2 protein-coding genes are annotated in these 903 nt (G+C 68.4%); both read right to left on the bottom strand.

Annotation, left to right across the window (positions count from 1 at the left end; translation table 11 throughout):
- Positions 1–583, bottom strand: a 583-nt coding sequence (locus tag JJ683_RS18700; protein WP_207280383.1) for an IS3 family transposase, incomplete at its 3' end; no start/stop codon positions are given.
- Positions 556–852: a transposase gene (locus JJ683_RS18695; RefSeq protein WP_200176323.1), complete on the bottom strand. Its 297-nt coding sequence runs from the start codon at positions 850–852 to the stop codon at positions 556–558. The genes JJ683_RS18695 and JJ683_RS18700, both read right to left, overlap by 28 nt.
- Between the last annotated feature and the right edge of the window lie 51 nt (positions 853–903).

Here is a 903-nt window from a genome sequence, read left to right as displayed (position 1 = left end):
CGCCACGCACCGCGATCGCCATGCACAGCGCCGACTCTGCCAGCTCTTCGTCGTGGTGCTCGCCCAGGGTGAACCCGACGATCCGCCGCGACCCCATGTCCAGCACACTGTCCAGATACAATTTTCCCTCGTCGGTGACGATCTCGGTGCCGTCGCCGTACCACTTGCGGTTCAGCCGATCGGTACCGAACCTGCGCCCGATCATATCCGGTGCCCGCCACCGGCCCCGGCCCCGCCGGGTGGTCTGCTTGCGCCGCCGCGGGCGCCGCGCGGCCAGGCCCAGTTCCGCCATCAGCGCGGCGACGGTGTTCTCCGAGACCCGCCAGCCCTCCCCGCGCAGGTCCGCTGTGATCCGCGGCGACCCGTAGGTGCCCCGATGCGCCGCGTACAGCCGGCCGATCGCGATCTTCAGCTGCTCGCGGCGGGCATGCCGGGGCGACGCATCACCATGGCGCCACTTGTAGAACCAGGCTTCGGACACTCCCAGCGCCCGGCACGCGGTGGCATGCGGGATTCCGTATTCGGCCCTGCTGGCGGCGATGAACCCGGCCACGGCTACCGGCCCATCGCTTCGTGCACCCACAGGGCGGTCGATCGTTTGAGGACATCACGCTGCATACGCAGCTCCACATTCTCCCGGCGCAGCCGCACCAGCTCGGCACGTTCGTCCTCGCTGAGCCCCGTGTTGCCGCCATCTCGCGCGGCACGGGCCTTGGCACACCAGTTGCCCAGCGTGCCCTCGTTCACGCCGAGGTCCCTGGCGACCTGCGCGATCGGCTTCCCCGTCTCGACCACCAGCTGGACCGCGCCCTGCTTGAAGTCCTCGTCGAATTTCCGATACTTCCTCGTCATCGCCGTTCATCTCCTCAAAGGCGATACCTCCACGATACGAGGGGAAACCCA

Source organism: Tomitella cavernea (genome assembly GCF_016599145.1).
GTDB lineage: Bacteria > Actinomycetota > Actinomycetes > Mycobacteriales > Mycobacteriaceae > Tomitella > Tomitella cavernae.
Note: the sequence above shows the minus strand (reverse complement) of the source record. Positions and strands in the feature narration are given on the sequence as shown.

Excerpts from the sequence above, each read along its gene's own strand:
- JJ683_RS18695 (WP_200176323.1), bottom strand. The coding sequence starts at position 852 with ATGACGAGGAAGTATCGGAAATTCGACGAGGACTTCAAGCAGGGCGCG.